The sequence below is a fragment of the Mesorhizobium album genome, from assembly GCF_033977205.1.
Lineage (GTDB): Bacteria > Pseudomonadota > Alphaproteobacteria > Rhizobiales > Rhizobiaceae > Mesorhizobium > Mesorhizobium album.
In genome coordinates, this window is record NZ_JAVIIW010000027.1 from 21,522 (window position 1) to 39,512 (window position 17,991).

Below are 17,991 nucleotides of genomic sequence, written 5' to 3' on the forward strand. Positions count from 1 at the left end.
GCCGTGTACCGGACAGGGGTGGAAGCCGGACAATTGGCTCAATTGGTTTCCCGTCCGGCGGCCTTGCCCGGAGCCGGCAGGGACTCTAAACAGGCGCGACCCCGGAAAAGAAGGAACCTCCCATGAGCATTCGTCGCATCGATGTCGGCCCGCGCATGAGCCAGATCGTCATTCACGGCAACACCGTCTATCTGGCCGGCCAGGTCGGCGAGCCCGGCGGCAACGTCGCCTCGCAGACCCGCGACATCCTGAAGACCATCGACGAATTGCTGGCCAAGGCCGGCACCGACAAGACCAAGATCGTCCAGGCGATCATCTGGCTGTCCGACATGGGCACCTTCGCCGAGATGAACTCGGAATGGGACAAATGGGTGCCGAAGGGCCACACGCCGGCCCGCGCCACCGGCGAAGCCAAGCTCGCCGGCCCGGAATATCTGGTCGAGATCATTATCACGGCGGCGATTTAAGCGCGGCGCCTTGCCTTCTCCCCTTGTTGTGGGAGAAGGTGGCCGCAAAGCGGCCGGATGAGGGGTGTTGGAAGGATCGCGGCATGGAAGAATTAGGCACTTCCAATCCTTCAATTTTCCGGCGCCCCATTTCTTCCAGCACCCCTCATCCGTCTCGGCGCTGCGCGCCGATCCACCTTCTCCCACAAGGGGATAAGGGGGCGTTGGCGCTATCCCTGCGAAGGCGTGAACCTTGCCACCAGCGTGTGGCTTTCCGCCGGATAGATGAACCGCACATGGGTCACCGGATGCTCGGCGCTCCAGGTGCGGCGCTCGACCACTAGGCACGGCGCGCCGGGATCGATGTCGAGCGCGTCGGCGACATGGTCGTCCGCGGCCATGGCGCGGATGCGGTGCTCGGCCTCGCTCCACGGCACGCGGCCGATCAGCCAGGGGCCGGGCGCGATCTCGAAGAACTCTTCCTCGCCGGCCCCGGCCACGGCTGACAGATTGATCAGCCGCTGTTCGAGTGCGAACGGCCGTTCGCCGGCAAAATGCAGGCTTTCCAGCCAAAGCACCGGACCCGGGGCAGAAAGCCCGAGCAGCGCGCGGTCCTCGGCGCCGCTGCGCCGCTTCAGCCGCTCAAGCCGTTCATAGCGATAGGGCAGGCCGAGCGCTTCGACCTCAATCCTGATGTCGTGCAGTTCCAGCACCGCCGCCTGCGACTGCGGCTGGCGCACGAAGCTGCCGGACCGGCGGCGGCGCTCGATCAGCCCTGCCTTGGCGAGCTGCGACAGCGCCTTGTTAACCGTCATGCGCGAGCAGCTATATTGAGCCGTCAGCTCGTGCTCGAACGGAATGCGATGGCCCGGTGCCCAGACGCCGGACAGGATCTTTTCGCGGATGTCGGAGAGGATGCGCTGGTGCAGCGAGAGGGTCTCGCCGTCTTCCATTTCCGCTGTTTCGGCCATGCTCATCGGGATCAGCCTTCGGAAAGCGCCGTCATCACTTTGCGGAATCGTTCGGCGGCGGCCTCGCGCCTCAAATGCCTGCCGCCGCTCACCTGCTTTTTCCCATGCACCCAGGCGCAGTCGACTTTGCTGCCATTGGCGAAGATCCAGGCATCGAGGATCGCATCGCCCGCCTTACCGGCAAGCGAGGGATGGCTGGCGTCGAGCGAGACGAAATCGGCCGGACCGCCGACGGCAATATGAGACGGCCATGCCCCGAGCGCCTGGCTGCCGCCATCGAGTGCTGCATCGAACAGCGCGCGCCCCGTGGAGCCGCCGGCGCGCGCCAAGACGTTGCGCGCGCGGTGGGCGAGGCGCTGCGAATATTCGAGCTGCCTGAGCTCGTCCGGGAGGCCGATCAGCACATTGGAGTCGGAACCGACGCCGAAGCGGCCGCCATGCTCGATGAACAGCGGCGTGGCAAAGGTGCCGTCGCCGAGATTGGCCTCGGTGATCGGACAGAGCCCGGCGATCGCGCCGCTCTGGGCCATGGCGATCGTCTCGGTCTCGGTCATATGCGTGGCGTGGATCAGGCACCAGCGCTTGTCCACCGAGGCCTGGCCGAGCAGAAATTCGACCGGCCGCGCCCCCGACCAGGCAACGCAGTCCTCCACTTCCTTCACCTGCTCGGCGACATGGACGTGGATCGGGCCGTCCGGCGCCATTGCCGCGACCGCGTTGAGCTCGTCCGGCGTTGCCGCACGCAAGCTGTGCGGCGCGACGCCGACGACGGCCTGTTCAAGCGAACGAATGCTTTCACGGCTTTTCTCAAGCAAGCGCCCGAACCGCTCGACATCATTGATGAATCGCCGCTGGCCATCGCTTGGCGCCGCACCCCCGAAGGCAGAGTGAGCGTAGAAGACCGGCAGCAGTGTCAGCCCGATGCCGGTTTCGGCAGCCGCCGACGCGATACGCTCCGCCATCTCGGCGATGTTGGCGTAAGGTTTTCCGTCGCGGTCGTGATGGAGATAGTGAAACTCGCCGACTCGCGAAAAGCCGGCCTCCAGCATCTCGACATAGAGCTGCGCCGCCACAGCCTCGACCTGGTCCGGCGTCATCGACAGCGCGAAGAGGTACATCACCTCGCGCCAGCTCCAGAAACTGTCGGCCGAAGGGCCGCGCAATTCGGCCAATCCAGCCATGGCGCGCTGGAAGGCGTGGCTGTGCAGATTGGGCATGCCCGGCAGAACAATCGCATGGCGCTCGTCACCGGCCTGCGGCGAGGCGCCGGGCTCGACCGCGGCGATGCGGCCGCCGTCGAAAGCGATCCGCACATTGCCTTGCCAGCCCCCGGGCAGCAGCGCCTGTTCCGCAAAGATCGCCGTCACGTCCAAACTCCCAAATCTGAATGCCCGAGCGACATTAACACTTGCGTCGCGTTCCAATATGTATATACATAATTGCCATCCTTTCAAATGGAAAAGACGATGGGTGGAGATAAGGGGAAGAGCGGCCTTCGCCTCTGGCGCAATGCGCGCCTGGCGACCATGGCCGAGGCTGCGGCAGGCCTCGGCATTGTCGAAAAGGGCGCGATTGCCGCGCGCGACGGCTTGATTGTCTATGCCGGCGCGGAGGCCGACATGCCGGCGGGGCTCGCGCAGGGCGCCGAGACCGTCGACTGCGAGGGCCGCTGGATCACGCCCGGCCTGATCGACTGCCACACGCATCTCATCTATGCCGGCAACCGCGCCAACGAATTCGAGATGCGGCTGGCCGGCGCCACTTATGAAGAAGTGGCCCGCGCTGGGGGCGGCATCGTCTCATCGGTCAAATCGCTGCGCGCCGCCAGCGAGGACGAGCTCGTCGCTGAGACGCTGCCGCGCCTCGATGCGCTGCTGGCCGAAGGTGTCACGACCGTCGAGGTCAAGTCAGGTTATGGCCTCGATCCTGACAATGAGAAGAAGTCGCTGCGCGCCGCTCGCAGGCTTCATAGCGAAAGGCAGGTGACGGTTCGCACGACCTGTCTCGCTGCGCACGCGCTGCCGCCGGAAGCCAAGGGCGATAAGGACGCTTTCATCGATCTCGTCGCCGGCGCGATCCTGCCGGCCGTTGCCGCCGAAAAGCTTGCCGATGCCGTCGACGGTTTCTGCGAAGGCATCGCCTTCTCGCCGGAGCAGATCGCGCGCCTCTTCGACAAGGCGAAAGCGCTCGGCCTGCCCGTCAAGCTTCACGCCGACCAGTTGTCCAACCTGCATGGCGCAGCACTTGCCGCCCGCTACGGCGCGCTCTCTGCCGATCATCTCGAATACACCGATGAAGAGGGGGCCGCGGCGATGGCCAAGGCCGGCACCGTCGCGACGATCCTGCCCGGCGCCTATTACTTCATCCGCGAGACCAAGAAGCCGCCGGTCGAGCTGTTCCGCCGGCACGGCGTGAAGATGGCGGTCGCCACCGACAGCAATCCCGGCACCTCGCCGCTCACCTCACTGTTGCTCACTATGAACATGGCCGCGACGCTTTTCGGCCTGACTGTCGACGAATGCCTCGCCGGCGTCACCCGCGAGGCCGCGCGTGCGCTGGGGCTTCTCGACAAGACCGGCACGCTTGAGGTTGGCAAATCGGCCGACCTTGCGATCTGGAACATCGAGCGCCCGGCCGAACTTGTCTACCGCATGGGCTTCAACCCGCTCCATGCCCGCATCTGGAGAGGACAATGACCGAACTGACCCTGACGCCCGGCAGCGCGACGCTTGCCGATTGGCGTGCCATCTATCGCGGCGCCGTGCCGAAGCTCGACGATGCCTGCCGGCCGAAGATCAAGGCCAGCGCCGAGGCAGTCGCCCGCATCCTCGCCAAGGGCGAGCCGGTCTATGGCATCAATACCGGCTTCGGTAAGCTCGCCAGCGTCCGCATCCCGGCAAACGATCTCGAAACGCTCCAGCGCAACATCGTGCTTTCGCATGCGGCCGGCGTCGGCGAGCCGATGCCGGCCGCGGTGGTTCGCCTGATGATGGCGCTGAAGCTGGCGAGCCTCGCCCAAGGCGCCTCAGGGGTGCGGGCCGAGATCATCGACCTGCTTCAGGGGATGCTTGCCAACGACGTCATCCCGGTGGTGCCGGCGCAAGGCTCGGTCGGTGCCTCCGGCGACCTCGCGCCGCTCTCGCATATGACGGCGGTGATGATCGGCGTCGGCGAATGTTTTACGCCGCACGGCCGCTTTCCGGCCAAGGTCGCCTTCGTCTCGCACGGGCTGGAGCCGGTCACGCTCGGCGCCAAGGAGGGCCTTGCGCTGCTCAACGGCACGCAGTTCTCGACCGCCTTCGCGCTCGCCGGCCTGTTCGAGGCCGAGACGCTCTATCAGTCGGCGCTGGTCGCCGGTGCGCTGTCGACCGACGCCGCGCGCGGCTCCGACGCGCCCTTCGATCCGCGCATCCATCTTTTGAGAAAACATCGCGGCCAGATCGAGACGGCCGACGCTCTACGCGATCTGATGGCCGGCAGCGCCATTCGTGAATCGCATCGCGTCGGCGACGAGCGCGTGCAGGATCCGTACTGCTTGCGCTGCCAGCCGCAGGTGATGGGCGCCGCGCTCGACGTGCTGCGCAAGGCGGCCGAGACGCTCGAGACGGAGGCCAACGGCGTCACCGACAACCCGCTGATCTTCGCCGAGGACGACACCGCGCTCTCCGGCGGCAATTTCCATGCCGAGCCAGTGGCCTTCGCCGCCGACATGATCGCGCTCGCCGTCTGCGAGATCGGATCGCTTTCCGAGCGGCGCATCGCCATGCTGGTCGATCCGGCGCTGTCCGGCATGCCGGCCTTCCTGACGCCGAAGCCGGGCCTGAATTCCGGCTTCATGATCCCGCAGGTGACGGCGGCCGCGCTCGTTTCCGAAAACAAGCAGAAGGCCTATCCGGCAAGCGTCGATTCCATCCCGACCTCGGCCAACCAGGAAGACCATGTTTCGATGGCCGCACATGGCGCGCGCCGGCTGCTCGGCATGATCGAGAATGCGACCGCCGTCATCGGCATCGAGTTGCTGGCGGCGGCGCAAGGTTGTGACTTCCACGCGCCGCTGGCGTCCAGCGATGCGCTGGAAGCGGTGCGCAAGCTGGTCCGGGCCGAGGTGCCGCATCTCGACAACGACCGCCATTTCCATCCCGACATGGAAAAGGCGATCGCCCTGGTGCGCAGTGGGGCTGCAGTGAATGCGGCGGGTACGGTGAAGCTGCCGGGGATTGCTTCGTGAGAACGCCAATCGTAACAGGCCGCGTTCCTTCGCGCCCCCCTCTGTCCTGCCGGACATCTCCCCCCAAGGGGGGAGATTGGCGGTTTCGGCGCCCCGCTCATTCCTGCGACGCTGGAGATTGGCGAAAGCCAAGGTGACAGCCAATCTCCCCCCAAGTGGAGGAGATGCCCGGCAGGGCAGAGGGGGGCGCCGTAGAGCTCCAACCTGCGGAGGTCTCGCATGACCACCCCTCCCTGGCTCACCGTCACACGCGGCACCGCGCCGCTGCTGGTCTCGATCCCGCACACCGGCATCGACCTTGCCGGCCTCGACAGCCGGCTGGTTTCGACCTGGCTCGGCCGCCGCGACTGCGACTGGTGGATCGACAAGCTCTATGATTTCGCCGCCGACCTCGGCGCCACGGTCGTGCACACCGCCATCTCGCGCACCGTCATCGACGTCAATCGCGACCCGTCGGGTGTCTCGCTTTATCCTGGACAGGCGACGACCAGCCTGTGCCCGACGGACACCTTCGACGGCGACCCGCTCTACCGCATGGGCGACGAGCCGACGCCGTCCGAGATCGATGAGCGTCGCGAGACCTATTTCGCGCCTTACCATGACGCCCTGCAGGCCGAGATCGATCGGCTGCGCGGCATGCACGAGAACATCGTCCTCTACGACTGCCACTCGATCCGCTCGGTGCTGCCGCGGCTGTTTGAAGGCACGCTGCCGGTCTTCAACCTCGGCACCAATGACGGCAAGAGCACCCATCCGTCGCTGCAGGAAAGGGTGACCGAGATCCTCGCCGCGACCGGCGAGAGCTGGGTGGTCAACGGCCGCTTCAAGGGCGGCTGGATCACGCGCCATTTCGGTCAGCCCGGGAACGGCGTCCATGCGCTGCAGATGGAGCTCGCCAACCGCGGCTACATGCGCGAGCCGAACAAGAAGGGTTCGCCGGAAAACTGGCCCGAGCCCTATGACCCCAGCTACGCGGCGCCGATCCGCGCCACGCTGAAGACCATCCTCGAAACCGCGATTGCCTGGGCCGCGCCCTGACGCGCGCCCGCCGCACCTCATCGAAGGGAAGTGACCATATGACCGATCCTCGCCACAACATCCGCGAAGTGCGCAGCCCCCGCGGCGACAAACTCAATGCCCGCTATTGGACGACCGAAGCGCCGCTGCGCATGCTGATGAACAACCTCGACCCGGAAGTCGCGGAGAATCCGAACGAGCTGGTCGTCTATGGCGGCATCGGCCGGGCGGCCCGCACTTGGAACGACTTCGATCGCATCGCCGCCTCGCTGAAGACGCTCGGCGAGGACGAGACGCTGCTGGTGCAGTCCGGCAAGCCGGTCGGCGTCTTCCGCACCCACAAGGATGCGCCGCGCGTCTTGATCGCCAATTCCAACATCGTGCCGCACTGGGCGACCTGGGAAAAATTCAACGAGCTCGATAGGAAGGGCCTGATGATGTACGGCCAGATGACGGCCGGCTCCTGGATCTATATCGGCACGCAAGGAATCGTGCAGGGCACCTACGAGACCTTCGTCGAGGCCGGCCGCCAGCATTATGGTGGCAATCTCAAGGGCAAGTGGATCCTGACCGCCGGCCTCGGCGGCATGGGCGGCGCCCAGCCGCTGGCCGCTGTCATGGCCGGCGCCTGCTGCCTGGCGATCGAATGCAATCCGGATTCGATCGATTTTCGCCTGCGTACCCGCTATCTGGACGAGAAGGCCGAGACGCTCGACGAGGCGATGGCGATGATCGAGCGCTGGACCAAGGCCGGCGAGGCGAAGTCGGTCGGCCTGCTCGGCAATGCGGCCGAGATCGTGCCGGAAATGTTCAGGCGCGGCATTCGTCCCGATATCCTGACCGACCAGACCTCGGCGCACGACCCGATCAACGGCTACCTGCCGAAGGGCTGGACGATGGCGCAATGGCGCGAGAAGCGCACCTCCGACCCGAAGGCTGTCGAGAAGGCCGCTCGCACCTCGATGCGCGAGCATGTCGAGGCGATGGTGGCGTTCTGGAATGCCGGCGTGCCGACGCTCGACTACGGCAACAATATCCGCCAGGTTGCCAAGGACGAGGGTTTCGAGAACGCCTTCGCCTTCCCGGGCTTCGTGCCGGCCTATATCCGGCCGCTGTTCTGCCGCGGCATCGGCCCGTTCCGCTGGGCCGCACTTTCGGGCGATCCGGAGGATATCTACAAGACCGATGCCAAGGTGCGCGAGCTCACGCCCGGCAACACGCATCTGCACAATTGGCTCGACATGGCGCGCGAACGCATCTCGTTCCAGGGCCTGCCGGCGCGCATCTGCTGGGTCGGCCTCGGCGACCGCCATCGCTTGGGCCTCGCCTTCAACGAGATGGTGGCAAGGGGCGAGCTCAAGGCGCCGGTCGTCATCGGCCGCGACCACCTCGATTCCGGCTCTGTCGCCTCGCCGAACCGCGAGACCGAGGCGATGAAGGACGGCTCCGACGCCATTTCCGACTGGCCGCTGCTCAACGCGCTGCTCAACACCGCCTCCGGCGCCACCTGGGTGTCGCTGCATCACGGCGGCGGTGTCGGCATGGGCTTCTCACAGCATGCGGGCATGGTGATCGTCGCCGACGGCACGCCCGATGCGGCCAGGCGCCTGGAGCGCGTGCTGTGGAACGACCCGGCGACCGGCGTCATGCGCCATGCCGATGCCGGCTACGACATCGCCATCCAGTGCGCCAAGGAGCACCAGCTGAACCTGCCGGGCATTCTGGGCTGAGCCATGCGCATTCTTCGTGCCGCCGGCTACCGCGTGATGCCGTGGAAGAATGGCGGCGGCACGACGACCGAGATCGCCGTATCGCCTGACGGCGCCGGCCTCGGCGATTTCGACTGGCGCATCTCGATGGCGCGTGTCGAGACGAGCGGGCCATTCTCCAGCTTTATCGGCATCGACCGCACGCTGTCGGTGCTGGAAGGCGAGGGCATCGTGCTCGATATCGCCGGCCAGCCGCCCGCACGGCTGACGGCAGCCTCGGCGCCGCTTTCCTTTCCCGGCGATGTGCCGACCAGCGCCACCTTGATCGACGGCCCGATCATCGATCTCAATGTCATGACCCGCCGGGGCCGGATGAGCCATACGGTCGAGCGGCTGTCGCTTATGCGCGCAACGGAGATTGAGGCGAAGGGCGGGACGACGCTTGTGCTTGTCGTGGGCGGCAGCGTCAAAGTCGCCTCCGACAACCCCACAGCGCTCGGCCCGCTCGACGCTTTGATCCTTGAGCGGCACAGCCCGAAAGCGCGCCTGGAGCCAGAAGGGCAGGGGCTGCTGTTCGTCATCGGACTGTCCGGCATCGCCGCCAATGGTTAACGGCTGTAGTCAAACATGATCGCGGCACCAGCGAAATATCGTCCGGCCCCTTGCATGTATCACGAAAAAGCCTGAATCCTTTCCCTGATCGGACCCCGGGGCGGGGAAGCGAGGGGCGTTCGCCCTTGAGTTGTCGAAAGGGGACGCCTCTGTGATGGAGCGCAAACAAACTTTCGGCCGAACCTGCCATGCAACCAATTGCATTTGAACCGGTTTTAGGGCCATTGCCGTGGCGGTGACGCCGCATTGCGCCCCGCCTTACGGAATAATCAATGAACATTCAGACGAACCCCACCAAGATCGAACAGACAAGCGCCGGCTTCCCGACAGTCACGGAAGCGCCGATACGCTCCAATTTCCTGCCCGAGGACCGGCTGCATGCGCTGGGCGCCGCGCTCGCCAAGGGCGAAGTCAGGGAGCTGTTCGGCCTGACGCCGTTCGAATTCCAGGCCCGCATCCGCGACAGCGCCAAGAAGATTCTCGAGGTCTACCGCTCGACCAATGCCGCCCAGGCCAAGGGCGAGACGATCACGCCCGCCGCGCAATGGCTGCTCGACAACAATTATCTGGTCGAGGAGACCATCTTCCAGGTCAAGCGCGACCTGCCGCGCCGCTTCTACCGCCAGTTGCCGACCCTGACGCTTTCCGACGGCACGGTGTTGCCACGCGCTTTCGCTGTCGCCTGGAGCTATGTCGTGCATTCCGACAGCGCTGTCTCGGCGACCATGTTCAAGGCGATCGTCGAGGGCTTTCAGTCGGTCGAGCCGCTGAAGATCGGCGAGCTGTGGGCGCTGCCGTCGCTGCTGCGTTTCGTGCTGATCGAAAACCTGCGCCGCATCGCGGTGCGCGTCCACCGCACCCGGCAGATGCGCCAGATCGCCAACGAGGTCGCGGACCGCGTTCTCGCGACCGACGACAATGCCGACCGGACCAGGATCCTGTCGCACTACGCCGCGCATGCGCAGGATACCACTTTCGCCACCCAGCTCCTTTATCGCCTGCGCGACGGCTCGCAGAATGCCGGCCGGGCGCTGGAATGGCTGGAGGGCGAGCTCGAGAAGACCGGCTCCGATGCCGAGGAGATCATCATCTCCGAGCATCAGACGCTCTCCGGCGGCAATGTCACCACCGGCAACATCATCCGCGGCCTGCGTCTCATCAACGACGTCGACTGGACGGTCTGGTTCGAGGGCGTCAGCCGCATCGACACGGTGCTGCGCCAGAAGACCGACTTCTCCGCGCTCGACTTCTTCTCGCGCGACCAGTACCGCACCGCGATCGAGCAGCTTGCGCGCCGTTCAGACCTTTCCGAATACCGCGTCGCCGAAAAGGCGATCGAGCTTGCGGGCCACACGCCCGGGCTCACCGATGCGTCCGGCGTGCCCGAGACTGCCGACCCCGCCGTGCATACCGATGTCGGCTTCTTCCTGGTCGGGCCGCGCCGTCAGGAACTGGAGCAGGCGATCGGCTACCGGGCTCCCTTCTATGTGACCTTCAAGCGGGCCTTTACCGCCACCGGCTGGCTCGGCATCGTCGTGCCGGTCTTCCTGCTGACGATGCTGCTGCTCTTCCTCTCGGGCAAGGCGCTGGCCAATCTCGGCCTCTTCGTGCCGTCGATCACGCTGATGCTGGCGCTGTTTGCGGTGCCCGCCAGCGAAGGCGCGCTGGCCTTCTTCAACACCGTGGTCTCGCTGTTCCTAAAGCCCACCAGGCTTGTCGGCTATGATTACAAGCACGGCATCCCGGCCGAGGCGCGCACGCTGGTCGTGGTGCCGTCGCTGATCGGTTCGCGCGACGATGTCGAGGAAAACATCCGCAACATCGAGGTGCACCACCTCGCCAACACGGCGGAAGAAATCCATTTCGCGCTCCTGTCCGACTGGCCGGATTCCGAGACCGAGATCGACGCCGCCGACATCGAGATCCTGCAATATGCGCGCGACGAGATCGCCAGGCTGAACGCGCGCTATCCGTCCGAAGGCGCGCCGCGCTTCTACCTTCTGCATCGCCGCCGGCTCTACAACCAGGCGCAGGGCTGCTGGATGGGCTGGGAACGCAAGCGCGGCAAGCTGCACGAGCTCAACCTTCTCTTGCGCGGCGACAGCGACACCACCTTCCTGCCGCTCGACATGCCGCTGCCGGAAAAAGTCACCTATGTGATGACGCTCGACGCCGACACGCGCACCACGCGCGACGCCGTATCGAGCCTCGTCGGCAAGCTCGCGCATCCGCTGAACCGCCCGCATTTCGATCCGGCTAAGCGCGTCGTCACCGCCGGCTACACCATCCTGCAGCCTCGCATCACCGCCTCGCTCACCAGCGGCGACGACGCCTCGTTCTTCCAGCGTGTCTTCTCGGCCAATCGCGGCCTCGATCCTTATGTCTTTGCCGTCTCGGACGTCTACCAGGACGTGTTCCGCGACGGCTCCTTCACCGGCAAGGGCCTCTACCATGTCGACGCCTTCGAGGCAGCGCTGAAGGGCCGCATCGAGGAAAACACCATCCTCAGCCATGACTTGCTAGAAGGCGCCCTGGCGCGCGCAGCGCTCGTTACCGACGTCGAGCTGGTCGAGGACTATCCGACCCGCTACTCGGTCGACGCCTCGCGCCACCACCGCTGGGCGCGCGGCGACTGGCAACTGCTCGGCTTCATGCTCGACCCGCGCTCCGGCGTGCCGGCGCTGTCGCGCTGGAAGATGGTCGACAATCTGCGCCGTTCGCTCACCCCGATCTTCTGGGTGATGGCGGCGGTCGCCGGCTGGACGCTGCTGCCCTTCACGCAGGCCGCGCAATGGCAGGCGCTTTTGATCCTCAGCCTGTTCATGGCGCCCACCTTCGACATCGTCAACGGCATCCTGCCGAAGAGCGGCGACCAGACGCCGCGTGGCCATTTTTCAGCGCTCGCCCGCGACACGGTGTTCGGCACGGCGCTGGTGGCGCTGAAGGTGCTGTTGATGGCGCATTTCGCCTGGATGATGGGCGACGCCATCACCCGCACGCTCTACCGTCTCTTCGTCACCCGACAGAATCTGCTGGAGTGGCGCACCGCTTCGCAGGCGCATAAGAGCGGCGGCAGCGATCTCGGCTCCTATTACAGCATGATGTACGGTGCCGTGATCATCGGCGTCGTCGGCCTTGCCATTCCGGTGCTCGCCGATTCCACCGGCGCCTTCGTTGCCTTCTTCTTCGCGATTTTCTGGATCGGATCGCCCGCTGTTGCCTGCTGGATCAGCCGCTCGGCCGAGACAGAGGACCGGCTGCGCATTTCGGCCTCCGACATCCATGCGCTGCGCACGGTGGCGCGCCGCACCTGGCACTATTTCGAGACCTTCGTGACGGCGGAGCATCACTATCTGCCCCCAGACAATTTCCAGGAAAGCCCGGCGCCCGTGGTGGCGCCGCGCACCTCGCCGACCAATATCGGCGTCTATCTGCTCTCGGTGGTGTCTGCGCGTGACTTCGGCTGGATCAGCCTGTCCGATGCCATCACCCGTATCGACGCCACGATGAGCACCATCGAGAACATGCCGCGCGACCGCGGGCACCTCTTCAACTGGTACGATACGACGACGCTGAAGCCGCTCTATCCGCTCTATATCTCGGCGGTGGACAGCGGCAACCTTGCCGGCCATCTGGTCGCGGTGGCCGCCGCCTGCGCCGAATGGGCCGAGGCGCCCTCAGTTCACCTGCAGGGCGATTTCGAAGGCATCCTCGACACCGTCACCATCCTCGACGAGAGCCTCGAGGAGCTGCCTGACGACCGCCGGCAATTGAGGCCGCTGCGGCAGCGTCTGGCCGACCGTCTCGACGGCATGCGCCGCGCCGTGATGACCATCAAGGCGCAGCCCGAGATGGCCTCGATCCGCACCATCAACCTGGCGGTGCTCGCCGGCGAGATCCGCAAGCTCGCCACCGCGATCCACACCGAGGTGGCTTCGCCGAAGAGCGATGTCATCGTCGACTGGGCCGCAAGGCTGGAGGCGACCTGCGAGGCGCATGTGCACGATTCGCACAATGACGAGGGCGCCGTGTCGGCGCTTCGCACCAAGCTGCTCGCGCTGCGCGGACGCTGCCGCCGCTACGCCTTCGAGATGGATTTCTCCTTCCTGATGCGGCAGGAGCGCAAGCTGCTGTCAATCGGCTACCGCGTCGAGGAGCACCAGCTCGACGAGAGCTGCTACGACCTGCTCGCCTCCGAGGCACGGCTGACCAGCCTGTTCGCCATCGCCAAGGGCGACCTTCCGACGGAGCACTGGTTCCGGCTCGGCCGCCCGATCGTCGAGATCGGCTTCAAGGGCGCGCTGATGTCCTGGTCGGGCTCGATGTTCGAGTATCTGATGCCGCCGCTGGTGATGAAGGAGGCGCAGGGCTCCATCCTCAACCAGACCAGCAAGCTCATCATCAAGCGCCAGATCCAGTACGCGCGCTCGAAGAACGTGCCCTGGGGTATTTCGGAAGCGGCCTACAACGCCCGCGACCGCGAGCTCACCTACCAGTACACCAATTTCGGCGTGCCCGGCCTCGGCCTGAAGCGCGGCCTTGGCCAGAACACCGTGATCGCGCCTTACGCGACGATTCTTGCGGCGCAGTTCAGCCCGCGCGAGGCGGTGCAGAACCTGATGCGCCTGCGCTCGATCGGCGCGCTCGGCCGCCACGGCTTCTACGACGCGGTCGATTTCACGCCGCAGCGCGTGCCGGAAGGCGCCGACCACGCCGTCGTCCAGAACTACATGGCCCACCATTCCGGCATGTCGATCGCCGCCGTGGCGGACGCCATCTTCGAAGGCCGGCTGCGCGACCGCTTCCACAGCGATCCGGTGATCGAGTCGGCCGAGCTCCTCCTGCAGGAGAAGGCACCGCGCGACATCCCGACCGCCACGGTCAGGACCGAGGCCGACGAGCGCGCCAAGGACGAGACCGAAACCGAGAGCCCGGACACCCGCATCATCCTCAATCCGATCAAGGAACTGCGCGCGACCAATGTGATGTCCAACGGCCACTATTCGGTCATGGTCACCGCCACCGGCTCCGGCTACAGCCGTTTCGGCGAGCTGGCCGTCACCCGCTGGCAGCCGGACCCGAGCGAGGACCGTCTCGGCACCTACATCTTCCTGCGCGACACCGCGACCGGCGACTGGTGGTCGGCGACCGCCGAGCCGAAGCGGGCGGAGAACGAACGCGTCCAGACGCTGTTTGCCGACGACAAGGCGAGCTTCACCAAGTCGGTCGGCTCGCTGCGTTCGGAAGTCGAATGCATCGTCATTTCCGAAGGCAACGGCGAGGGCCGCCGTATCACACTCTACAACGATGGCGCCACCGACCGGCATATCGAGGTGACCTCCTTCGCCGAGCTGGTGCTGGGCAACGAAGCCTCTGACAACGCCCATCCCGCCTTCTCGAAGATGTTCGTCGAGACCGAGATTGCGCCGAACAACGGCGCGATCTTCGCCACCAGGCGAAAGCGCGAGAAGAACGAGCCCGACCTCACCATGGCGCATTTCGTCACCGATCCGTCGGGCCCCTCGCGCGACGCGGAGGCCGAAACCGACCGCCGCGCCTTCATCGGCCGCGGCCGCACCATCGCCGACGCCGTGGCCTTCGATCCCGGCGTCAGGCTCTCAGGCAGCCAGGGCTTCACACTCGACCCGGTGGCGGCGCTTCGCCGCCAGGTGCGCGTGCCGGCGAACAAGAAGATCTCGCTGACCTTCTGGACCGTCGTCGGCGCCAACCGCGGCGAACTCGACGAGGCGATCGGCCGCCTTGATCATCAGGAGAGCTTCGCCCGCCAGGCAATGCTCGCCTGGACGCGCAGCCAGGTGCAGACGCGCCATCTCGGCCTCAGCCTGACCGATGCCGCCAACGTGCAAAAGCTGGCGCGCTATCTGATCTATCCCGATCCGTTCCTGCGCCTGCCGGCGGATTCCATCGCCTCCGGTCTCGGCCGCCAGTCGAGCCTCTGGCCGACCAGCATCTCCGGCGACTTCCCGATCTTCCTCGTGCGCATCGGCGACGTCGCCGACCTCGAGATCGTCGCCCAGGCGCTGCGCTTCCAGGAATACATGCGCGCCCGCGGCATGATGATCGACTTCGTCGTCGTCAACGAGCAGGCTTCCTCCTACGTGCAGGACCTGCAGCGTGCGGTGGAGACGCTGTGCGAGAACAGCCGCCTGCGCGGACGCGAGCTCGGGCCGCGCCAGCACATCTTCGCCGTGCGCCGCGATCTGATGGACGAGCCGACCTACAAGACCTTGCTGTCCGTCGCCCGCGTCGCGCTCCATACCCGCAACGGCACCATCTTCGACCAGCTCGAGCGGGCCGAGGCGGCGGCATTGCAGGCCCGCGACGCCTTGCAACAGGCGGAAGGCGTTCCGACCCGCCAGCCGTCTCCGCCATTGCCCGAGCCGACTCCGGCAAGCCAGGGAGGGGCCGACATCGCCGCCGACGGCACCGGCCTCAGCCACTGGAACGGATTCGGCGGCTTCGACGGCGACGGCCGCCACTATGTGACGCGGCTGACCGGCCGTCGCGTGACGCCGCAGCCCTGGATCAACGTCATCTCCAACGCCTCCTTCGGCTTCCACGTCTCGGCGGAGGGCGCCGGCTTCACCTGGAGCCGCAACAGCCGCGACTATCAACTGACGCCGTGGTCGAACGATCCGGTGTCGAACCGGCCGGGCGAGGGCTTCTATATCTACGATCACCTGAGCGCCAAGGCGTTCTCGCCCATGGCTGCCGTGGTGCGCGACCCCTCGATGACCTACGAAACCTGGCACGGGCAGGGGTTCTCGACCTTCCGCTCGAAGCGCGGATCGCTGTCGATGGATCTGACGCAGGTGGTCGACCCGGAGGATCCGGTGAAGATCACGCGGCTGCGCATCCAGAATGCCGGCTCGGTGCCGGCAAAGCTGCGCGTCTATGCCTATGCCGAATGGGTGCTGGGCGGCCATCGCTCGCGCACGGCCGCGACCATCGTGCCGTCGCGGGACGCTGCGACCGGCGCCATGCTGGCGCAGAACCCCTACGGGCTCGATTTCGGCGAGCGGGTGGCCTTCCTTGCCGCTACGGCCCCGGTGCATTCCGTGACCGCCGATCGCGGCGAATTCATCGGCAGGCATGGCACGACGGAATATCCGCAGGCTGTGCTTGGCGGGCTGGGCCTGTCGGGCCGGGTCGAGGCGGGCGATGATCCCTGCGCGGTGATCGCCAGCGATATCGACATTCCGGCCGGCGGCGACGTGACGCTGTTGTGGCTGCTCGGCGACGCCGCCACGGCCGCCGGGGCGAGCGCCCTGGTGCAGACCCATCGCGGCAAGGATTTCGACCAGCGCCTGGCCGACAACGAGCGCGTCTGGCGCGGCTTCCTCGACACCCTCCAGGTCGAGACGCCGGACAGAGCGCTCAACGCCATGGTCAATCACTGGCTGCCTTACCAGAGCCTGGCCTGCCGCATTCGCGCGCGCTCGGCCTTCTACCAGGCGAGCGGCGCCTTCGGCTTCCGCGACCAGCTGCAGGACACGCTGGCCCTGCTGGCGCACGATCCAAAGCTGGCGCGCGACCAGATCCTCAACGCCGCGCGCCGACAGTTCCCGGAGGGCGACGTGCAGCACTGGTGGCTGCCGCGCACCGATGCCGGCGTGCGCACCATGATCTCGGACGATGTGGTGTGGCTCGCCCATGCGACGGCCCGCTACATCGAGGTGACGGGCGATGCCGCGATCCTCAAGGAGCAGATCCCGTTCATCGACGGACAGCAGCTCGGCGAGGGCGAGCACGATGCCTTCTTCACACCCGAGATCACCAAGACCACCGCTCCGCTCTACGAGCACTGCGCGCGGGCGCTCGATCTGGCCATCAAGCGCAGCAGCCCGGCCGGCCTGCCGCTGATACTCGGCGGCGATTGGAACGACGGCATGAACCGCGTCGGCGAAGGCGGCAAGGGCGAGAGCGTGTGGCTGGGCTGGTTCCTCTTGAAGACGCTGGGCGACTTCGCTCCGGTCGCCAAGGGACAGGGCGATACAAAGCGCGCCCAGGCCTGGACCAAGCATGCGGACCTCCTGAAGCGGGCGCTGGAAAGTGCTGCCTGGGACGGCCAGTGGTACCGGCGCGGCAGCTTCGACGACGGCACGCCGCTCGGCTCGAAGAGTTCAGACGAGTGCAAGATCGATTCCATCGCCCAGTCCTGGAGCGTGCTTTCGGGCGAGGGGGATCCCGCGCGCTCGACCACGGCCATGGAGCAGGCAGCGGAGCTGCTCGTCGACGACGAGCTCAAGATCGTGAAGCTGTTCACGCCGCCCTTCTCGAACAGCAACAAGGATCCCGGCTACATCAAGAGCTACCCGCCGGGCGTGCGCGAGAATGGCGGCCAGTACACCCACGCCGCCACCTGGTTCGTCATCGCGCTGGCCGAGATGGGCCGCACCGATGAGGCCTATCGCTGCTTCTCGATGCTGAACCCGGTCAATCACGCCTCGGACGAGGCGGCGGCCGAGCATTACCGCGTCGAGCCTTACGTCGTGGCTGCCGACATCTATGCCGGCGAAGGAAAGGGCGGCCGCGGCGGCTGGACCTGGTACACGGGCTCGGCCGGCTGGCTCTACCGCGCAGCCGTGGAGGGCATCCTGGGCATCGAACGGCGCGGCAAGCAGATCACGTTCAAGCCGAAGCTGCCCAGCCACTGGGACGGCTACGCCGCCACGCTCAAGATGTTCGACGGCGAAATTAACGTTCGCGTCGTCCGCGACAAAAAGACCAAGTCGATCTCGCTCGAACTCAATGGTTCGAAGACAAAATCGGCGTCTTTCGAGCCAAAAGCCGGCGAGAAGACCGAGGTCGTTGTCAAGATTCCTGCGTAAAATCAATGGTTTGGCTTATTGGCCGCGCATCCGTAAGGGATGTGCGGCCAAGCTCGACGTTTTACTTGGCCGTGAGCCGGCCGAATATCGCCCACGCTCCTTTAGGCCCGGCTAAGCAAGCGCCTTGTGATTAAAAATGTGGCAGTGTGGGGCAGG

At 66.0% G+C, this 17,991-nt stretch carries 9 protein-coding genes; 7 read left to right on the forward strand and 2 right to left on the reverse strand.

The window, feature by feature from the left end; all coding sequences use genetic code 11:
* The first annotated feature begins 122 nt into the window (after positions 1-122).
* Entirely contained in the window at positions 123-467 is a 345-nt protein-coding gene (locus tag RFN28_RS21725; protein ID WP_320289270.1) for a RidA family protein, read from the forward strand.
* A 209-nt stretch (positions 468-676) separates the two neighbouring features.
* Here RFN28_RS21725 and hutC read toward each other — a convergent pair whose 3' ends face one another.
* Complete coding sequence (gene hutC, locus RFN28_RS21730; protein WP_320289271.1) at positions 677-1,423, reverse strand: histidine utilization transcriptional repressor HutC; 747 nt, start codon at positions 1,421-1,423, stop codon at positions 677-679.
* Positions 1,424-1,428: 5 nt separating this feature from the next.
* Positions 1,429-2,784, reverse strand: a complete 1,356-nt coding sequence (locus RFN28_RS21735) for a formimidoylglutamate deiminase (RefSeq protein ID WP_320289272.1) — start codon at positions 2,782-2,784, stop codon at positions 1,429-1,431.
* A gap of 99 nt (positions 2,785-2,883) precedes the next feature.
* Between RFN28_RS21735 and hutI the strand changes: the two genes are divergently transcribed.
* From hutI to RFN28_RS21765, 6 genes are all read left to right on the forward strand, one after another.
* A complete protein-coding gene (hutI, locus tag RFN28_RS21740; RefSeq protein ID WP_320289273.1) occupies positions 2,884-4,113 on the forward strand; it encodes an imidazolonepropionase in 1,230 nt (409 codons plus the stop codon).
* Complete coding sequence (hutH, locus tag RFN28_RS21745; RefSeq protein ID WP_320289274.1) at positions 4,110-5,645, forward strand: histidine ammonia-lyase; 1,536 nt, start codon at positions 4,110-4,112, stop codon at positions 5,643-5,645. The genes hutI and hutH overlap by 4 nt, the downstream gene beginning before the upstream one ends.
* 219 nt (positions 5,646-5,864) lie before the next feature.
* Positions 5,865-6,683 carry an N-formylglutamate deformylase gene (hutG, locus tag RFN28_RS21750; protein WP_320289275.1) on the forward strand — a complete coding sequence of 273 codons (819 nt, stop codon included), beginning with the start codon at positions 5,865-5,867 and terminating at the stop codon, positions 6,681-6,683.
* Between the two features lie 38 nt (positions 6,684-6,721).
* On the forward strand, positions 6,722-8,392 hold the full coding sequence (gene hutU / locus RFN28_RS21755; RefSeq protein WP_320289276.1) for a urocanate hydratase: 1,671 nt from the start codon (positions 6,722-6,724) through the stop codon (positions 8,390-8,392).
* Between the two features lie 3 nt (positions 8,393-8,395).
* The gene (locus RFN28_RS21760) at positions 8,396-8,983 is read left to right on the forward strand and encodes a HutD/Ves family protein (RefSeq protein ID WP_320289277.1); all 588 of its coding nucleotides are present in this window, start codon (positions 8,396-8,398) and stop codon (positions 8,981-8,983) included.
* 272 nt (positions 8,984-9,255) lie between these two features.
* Positions 9,256-17,835: a glycoside hydrolase family 94 protein gene (locus RFN28_RS21765; RefSeq protein WP_320289278.1), complete on the forward strand. Its 8,580-nt coding sequence runs from the start codon at positions 9,256-9,258 to the stop codon at positions 17,833-17,835.
* Positions 17,836-17,991 lie beyond the last annotated feature (156 nt).

What these genes read in the sequence shown, in the direction of transcription:
- RFN28_RS21725 (WP_320289270.1), top strand. Translation starts at nt 123, where the DNA reads ATGAGCATTCGTCGCATCGATGTCGGCCCGCGCATGAGCCAGATCGTC.
- hutG (WP_320289275.1), top strand. Translation starts at nt 5,865, where the DNA reads ATGACCACCCCTCCCTGGCTCACCGTCACACGCGGCACCGCGCCGCTG.
- hutU (WP_320289276.1), top strand. Translation starts at nt 6,722, where the DNA reads ATGACCGATCCTCGCCACAACATCCGCGAAGTGCGCAGCCCCCGCGGC.
- RFN28_RS21760 (WP_320289277.1), top strand. Translation starts at nt 8,396, where the DNA reads ATGCGCATTCTTCGTGCCGCCGGCTACCGCGTGATGCCGTGGAAGAAT.
- RFN28_RS21765 (WP_320289278.1), top strand. Translation starts at nt 9,256, where the DNA reads ATGAACATTCAGACGAACCCCACCAAGATCGAACAGACAAGCGCCGGC.
- hutI (WP_320289273.1), top strand. Translation starts at nt 2,884, where the DNA reads ATGGGTGGAGATAAGGGGAAGAGCGGCCTTCGCCTCTGGCGCAATGCG.
- hutH (WP_320289274.1), top strand. Translation starts at nt 4,110, where the DNA reads ATGACCGAACTGACCCTGACGCCCGGCAGCGCGACGCTTGCCGATTGG.
- hutC (WP_320289271.1), bottom strand. Translation starts at nt 1,423, where the DNA reads ATGAGCATGGCCGAAACAGCGGAAATGGAAGACGGCGAGACCCTCTCG.